The organism is Streptosporangium sp. NPDC006013 (assembly GCF_040614275.1).
GTDB lineage: Bacteria > Actinomycetota > Actinomycetes > Streptosporangiales > Streptosporangiaceae > Streptosporangium.
The window spans coordinates 1-5,185 of sequence record NZ_JBEXUE010000608.1 but is presented as its reverse complement, the minus strand read 5'-3'; the positions used below and the strand labels follow the sequence as shown (position 1 = coordinate 5,185).

Below are 5,185 nucleotides of genomic sequence, written 5' to 3'. Positions count from 1 at the left end.
TCGGCCACCGCCACATCCGCTTGCTCCAGCGAGCCGACGGCTACGGCTACACCACCCACCCGGAAACGCGGCACCGCGCCGCGTTTCCTCCCCCGCCCGAAGGCGGGGGTCTCCACGCTGGAGGTATCTGATGACCCCGGCGCGGCCCGACGCGCGGACCCTGATCGACACCTTCCTCGATCCCGGTACCTGGCTCTCGTGGGACGAGCCCCCCGCCGACCCCTCCCCGGCCAACCCGGGATACGCCGAGGAGCTGGCCGTGACCCGAGCCAGGACGGGATATGACGAGGCGGTGGTCTCCGGGGAGGGCCTGCTCGACGGGCGCCGGGTGGCGATCGTCGCGTGCGAGTTCTCCTTCCTGGCCGGCTCGATCGGGGTGGCCGCCGCCGAGCGGCTCACCGCCGCGATCGAGCGGGCCACCGCCGAGCGGCTCCCGCTGCTGGCGGCCCCCGCCTCGGGCGGCACCCGGATGCAGGAGGGCGCGGTGGCCTTCGTCCAGATGGTGAAGGTCACCGCCGCCGTGGCCGCGCACCGCGCCGCGGGCCTGCCGTACGTCGTCTACCTGCGCCATCCCACCACCGGTGGCGTCTTCGCCTCCTGGGGCTCGCTGGGGCACGTCACCGCGGCCGAGCCGGGCGCGCTGATCGGGTTCCTGGGGCCGAGGGTGTTCGAGGCGCTGCACGGCTACCCGTTTCCCGAGGGTGTTCAGGTCGCCGAGAACCTCTTCGCCCGCGGCCTGGTCGATGCTGTGGTGTCGGCCGAGGACGCCCGGCGGGTCGCCATCCGGGTGCTCGCCGTGCTGTGCGCCCCCCGTGAGGGGCTGGATCCGGGTCCCGAGCCGGACGAGTGGATCCCGGTGGTCCAGGCGTGGGACGCGATCAGCCGCTCCCGCCGCGACGACCGCCCCGGCGTGCGGGCGCTGCTCAAGCTCGGAGCCTCCGAGGCCACCTCGCTCAACGGCACCGGTGTGGGCGAGCACGATCCCGGGCTGATCCTCGCCCTGGCCAGGTTCGGCGAGGTCCCCGCGGTCGTGCTCGGCCAGGACCGGCGGCGCCAGCGGATCGACGCCCCGCTCGGCCCGGCCGGGCTCCGGGTCGCCAGGAGGGGGATGCGCCTGGCCTCCGAGCTGGGGTTGCCACTGGTCACCGTGATCGACACCGCCGGGGCCGCGCTCTCCAGGGCGGCGGAGGAGGGCGGCCTGGCCGCCGAGATCGCCCGCTCCGTGGCCGACCTGGTGATGCTCGACGCCCCGACCGTCTGCCTGCTGCTGGGGGAGGGCGCGGGCGGCGCCGCCCTCGCGCTGCTCCCCGCCGACCGGGTGCTCTGCGCCCAGCACGGCTGGCTGTCGCCGCTCTCCCCGGAGGGAGCGTCGGCGCTGCTGTACCGGAGTGTTGACTTCGCCCCGGAGATCGCCGAGGCCCAGGGGGTGAGATCCACGGACCTGCGCCGGGACGGCCTCGTCGACCGGATCATCCCGGAGTTCCCCGACGCCGCCTACGAGCCGGAGGCGTTCTGCCGCCGGGTCTCGCGGGCACTGGAGTACGAGATCGCGACCCTGCTGAGGCGGCCCCCCGCGGACCGCCTCGCCGCCAGGCTCTCCCGCTACCGCCGGCTCGGCGTGGGCTGAGCGGGCGGCGGCGACGGGATGACGGCGGGTCTCCACCCCGGCCGCGCGTCGTGGCAGGTCACCTGGGGGCCCTCAGGCGGACGTCAGGCGCGAGGGGAGGTCACGGCTCCGAGAGCACCGGGGTGAGCGGGACCGGCAGGCGCTCGATCCGCACGGAGAAGACCTCGTCACGGGGGACGACCACCTCGTACGCCCCGTGGTCGACCATCCAGTAGCCCAGGGCCTCGGCCTTCACCCCGCTGTGCCCGGTGTAGGCGATGTGCAGGCTCTCCTCACCGTTCTCCTCGGAGACGTCAAGGACCAGGCAGGGCTCACCGCCGAACGCGCCGACGGTGCGGACCAGCACCAGCCAGTCGAGGTCCTCGCGCGCGACGACCAGCCGCCAGTAGCCGGAGGCCGCCTCGAAGCCCGGCTGGGCCTCCTCGTTGAACAGCACCACCTCGGTGGTACCCGGGCCGAGGGCGGCGGCGTACGTCCGGCCGGAGTAGTGGGCGGCGAACCCCGAGGCCACCGGCTCGATCTCGGCGCTCATGAGGCGGGCCGCCAGCTCAGGCCGTCGTAGCGGCCGAAGAGGCGCTCCTCGCCGTCGGTCACGTGGATGATCTCGGCCCCGGCGGGGATCGGCATGGGCGTGGTGTGGAACTGCGGCACGACGTGATCCCGCGAGGTGGTGAAGCCGTTCCCGGCGAAGGGCGGTGAATCGTTCCAGTCACCACCCATGTGCGGGCCGTACGGCACGACGTAGGCGTCCATGTCGCGGGCGTACCAGCGCATCAGATAGATCTCCGGGACGGTGGCGGTCAGCTCCGAGCCGTCGAACCCCAGGTCGAGACCGGCGAAGAGCTGAGCGGGGGTGGTCAGCCGCGCGCAGTCCTGAACCCGGTACACGTATCCGGAGATCACGGTGCGTCTGCCGGCCAGATAGGGCACGAGCAGCCGAGGAGGTATGACCTTCTGCATCTGCGTTCTACGCCCAGGTGGATCACTCACGGTCGGCATTTTACGATCCACCGGCCCGGAGTCGCCGGTGTTCCAGGCACGGCAGGGCATTCCGGGTGGCAATCGTGATCTGGGAGTCGAATTCGCATATCTGTACGCCGGGTCCGGGGCCCATATCGGTGCGTACCACCCCCATCGGGTCGACCAGCATGCTCCGCCCGATCCCGAAGTTGTCGCGGGCCTCCGGATTCGGCGCCTGGCCCACGGCCGCGACCCAGGTGGTGTTCTCGATCGCCCGGGCCCTGACGAGGGTGGTCCAGTGCTCCTCCTTCATCGGCCCGGAACCCCATGCGGCGATCACCGCGAACAACTCGGCCCCGGCGTCCACCAGGGCTCTGGTCAGCTCGGGGAAGCGGATGTCGTAGCAGGTGACCAGGCCCACCCGGAGCCCGGCCAGCTCCACCACGACCGGCGTGTCGCCCGGCGCGACCAGCTCGGATTCGCGGGCGCCGAAGGAGTCGAACAGGTGGATCTTCCGGTAGGCCGCCTCGATCGAGCCGGTGGGGCCGATGGCGACCGCGGTGTTGTGGACCCGATGATCACCGGGCTCGAACACCCCCGCGATCACCGAAAGGCCGTGCTCCCGTGCGGCTTCGGCCAGCCCGGTGACGAACGGTCCGTCCAGCGGCTGGGCGAGGTCGGTGATCCTCCTGCCGTACCGGGTGAGCGTGGCCTCCGGGAAGATCGCCAGCTCGGCGCCGCCCGCGGCGGCCTCGCCGAGGGCCGTGCGGGCACGGTCGAGGTTGGCGGCGGGGTCTTCCGAGACCGGGATCTGGCAGAGGGCGATGCGCGTCACGGGTGTGACCCTATCCGTCGGTTCGGCACTCGTTCCATCCACGTGAGGCTCCGCCACGCCCATTCCAGTGGTCCGTACCTGAATCTGGCCAGCCACGCCCGGCTGAACAGCACCTGAAACACCAGGACGGCGACCGAGAGCGCCACACCGGCCAGCCGGGTCGCATCCGAGGTGAGCAGTGGCAGGAAGAGCAGGATGATCGGTGTGCTCATCAGGTAGTTGGTCAGCGCCATCCGGCCGAGCGGCGCCAGGGCCGCCAGCAGTGGGTCACGCAGCCGGGTCCTGAGCGCCAGCAGCAACCCGGTGCAGTAGGCCGTGGCGGCGGCGAGCCCGGCGGCCGGGTAGACGGCCCGGTTGAAGAGGACGGGGTCGCCCGCGATGCGTACCCAGAGCCAGGTGAGCGCCACGCCCAGCACCACGCTCGCCGCGAACGCGAACGGCAGCAGCCACTCGGGCGGCGGCCGCTGCATCATGGCCATGCCCAGCACGAACAGCCCGGGGATGAGGATCACCCCGCCGCCCTGGTGTACCGCCCAGGCGGTGAGGGCGACGCCCAGCAGCACCACCGCGGGCTGCGGGAAGAACGAGGCGGGCAGCAGGATCAGCGCCCCGAAGATCGCGTACGGCAGGAGCACCTCGCCGGGGTTGACGATCTGGTGGAGCGCGCCCAGCGCCGCGAGCACCGCCAGCCTGCGCAGCAGCACGGCCCGGGGGCTCTCGGTCCGCTCGGCCGCCGACCGGAGGAAGAGGACGAAGCTCAGCCCGAACAGGAACGAGAAGATCGGATAGAACCTGCTCTGCAGCAGGTTGTCGATCGCCCAGTCGACCGCGTTCTGGCCTGGGTTCCTCAGCTGGTCGCGGGTGTGCTGCCAGGTGTTGACCAGCATGATCCCGCACACCGCGAAGCCGCGGAGCGCGTCGAGCTCATGGAATCGTCGGGTCACAGGAAATAGACGTATCACCCCATAATCAACTATGCATAGATGATCTCCCCCGTAAGCCCTCTCGGAGGTGTGGCGATCGCCGCCCGCGCGAACCCGCGAGCGGGACATCACACCGGTACCGCGACACCGTCGCGGGGTTCTCGGCCGGTTCGGCTCTCCCCGGGTGACCCTGGTCAGGCGGTTATCCCGGCCCGCCGACCGGCTGGACCGGGGATGCGAAGTCCTTGCCGGACGTCGTCCGGTAAAACGAGTCGCCACTCTGGGTAACTATCTCTATCCTCTCGGTCATGGTATCGCTGTGATACCAGATTCGCCGTACGGTGGGAGGCATGGCTATGACATTGCGGCTCTCCGACGAGCAGACCGAAGCCCTCCGGCGACGCGCGGAGCGAGAGGGGCGGAGCATGCAGCAGGTGGTGCTGGCGGCCGTGGAGGAATACCTGGTGCGCCATTCCGATGACGAGGAGGTTCATCGGCTCGGCGTGGAAGCGGTGCGCCGATGGAAACCCGTTCTTGATCGGCTCGCCGAATGACCCGTTGTCTCACGGTGGAGCAGGTTCTCGATCTCGCGGAGTTGGCCATCGGAGCTACGCCGGAACTACGCGACCTGGGTCTGCTCGATTCCGCCGTGCACAGGCCCCAGGCGTCCATGTTCGGGCAGGAGGCATATCCGGACCTGTTCACCAAAGCCGCGGCCCTGCTTCATTCACTGGCCGCCAATCATCCGTTCGTGGATGGAAACAAGCGGGTGGCGTGGGTGGCGACGGTCGTCTTCCTGGCATGGAACAGGAGGGCGATCGACACCGGCGATGACGAGGC

At 70.9% G+C, this 5,185-nt stretch carries 7 protein-coding genes; 3 read left to right on the top strand and 4 right to left on the bottom strand.

All coding sequences use genetic code 11. The features are described 5' to 3' along the window. The first annotated feature begins 130 nt into the window (after positions 1-130). Complete coding sequence (locus tag ABZ260_RS46010) at positions 131-1,627, top strand: carboxyl transferase domain-containing protein (protein ID WP_355630865.1); 1,497 nt, start codon at positions 131-133, stop codon at positions 1,625-1,627. Positions 1,628-1,727: 100 nt separating this feature from the next. On the opposite strand, the gene ABZ260_RS46005 is transcribed toward ABZ260_RS46010, so the two are convergent. Genes ABZ260_RS46005 through ABZ260_RS45990 form a run of 4 tightly spaced genes read right to left on the bottom strand, consistent with a single transcriptional unit; the run spans position 1,728 to position 4,366 of the window. Further along, on the bottom strand, positions 1,728-2,159 hold the full coding sequence (locus ABZ260_RS46005) for a hypothetical protein (protein WP_355630862.1): 432 nt from the start codon (positions 2,157-2,159) through the stop codon (positions 1,728-1,730). Further along, complete coding sequence (locus ABZ260_RS46000; protein WP_245651881.1) at positions 2,156-2,617, bottom strand: hypothetical protein; 462 nt, start codon at positions 2,615-2,617, stop codon at positions 2,156-2,158. The genes ABZ260_RS46005 and ABZ260_RS46000 overlap by 4 nt, the downstream gene beginning before the upstream one ends. Before the next feature lie 10 nt (positions 2,618-2,627). Further along, a complete protein-coding gene (locus ABZ260_RS45995; RefSeq protein WP_350952660.1) occupies positions 2,628-3,422 on the bottom strand; it encodes a carbon-nitrogen hydrolase family protein in 795 nt (264 codons plus the stop codon). Further along, positions 3,419-4,366, bottom strand: a complete 948-nt coding sequence (locus ABZ260_RS45990) for a DUF418 domain-containing protein (RefSeq protein ID WP_355630857.1) — start codon at positions 4,364-4,366, stop codon at positions 3,419-3,421. The genes ABZ260_RS45995 and ABZ260_RS45990 overlap by 4 nt, the downstream gene beginning before the upstream one ends. Positions 4,367-4,701: 335 nt before the next feature. Between ABZ260_RS45990 and ABZ260_RS45985 the strand changes: the two genes are divergently transcribed. Together ABZ260_RS45985 and ABZ260_RS45980 are read left to right on the top strand one after the other, a co-directional pair. Next, positions 4,702-4,899, top strand: coding sequence for a ribbon-helix-helix protein, CopG family (locus ABZ260_RS45985; RefSeq protein WP_350952663.1), 198 nt, complete (start codon positions 4,702-4,704; stop codon positions 4,897-4,899). Further along, positions 4,896-5,185, top strand: a 290-nt coding sequence (locus tag ABZ260_RS45980; protein WP_355630853.1) for a type II toxin-antitoxin system death-on-curing family toxin, incomplete at its 3' end; no start/stop codon positions are given. The genes ABZ260_RS45985 and ABZ260_RS45980, both read left to right, overlap by 4 nt.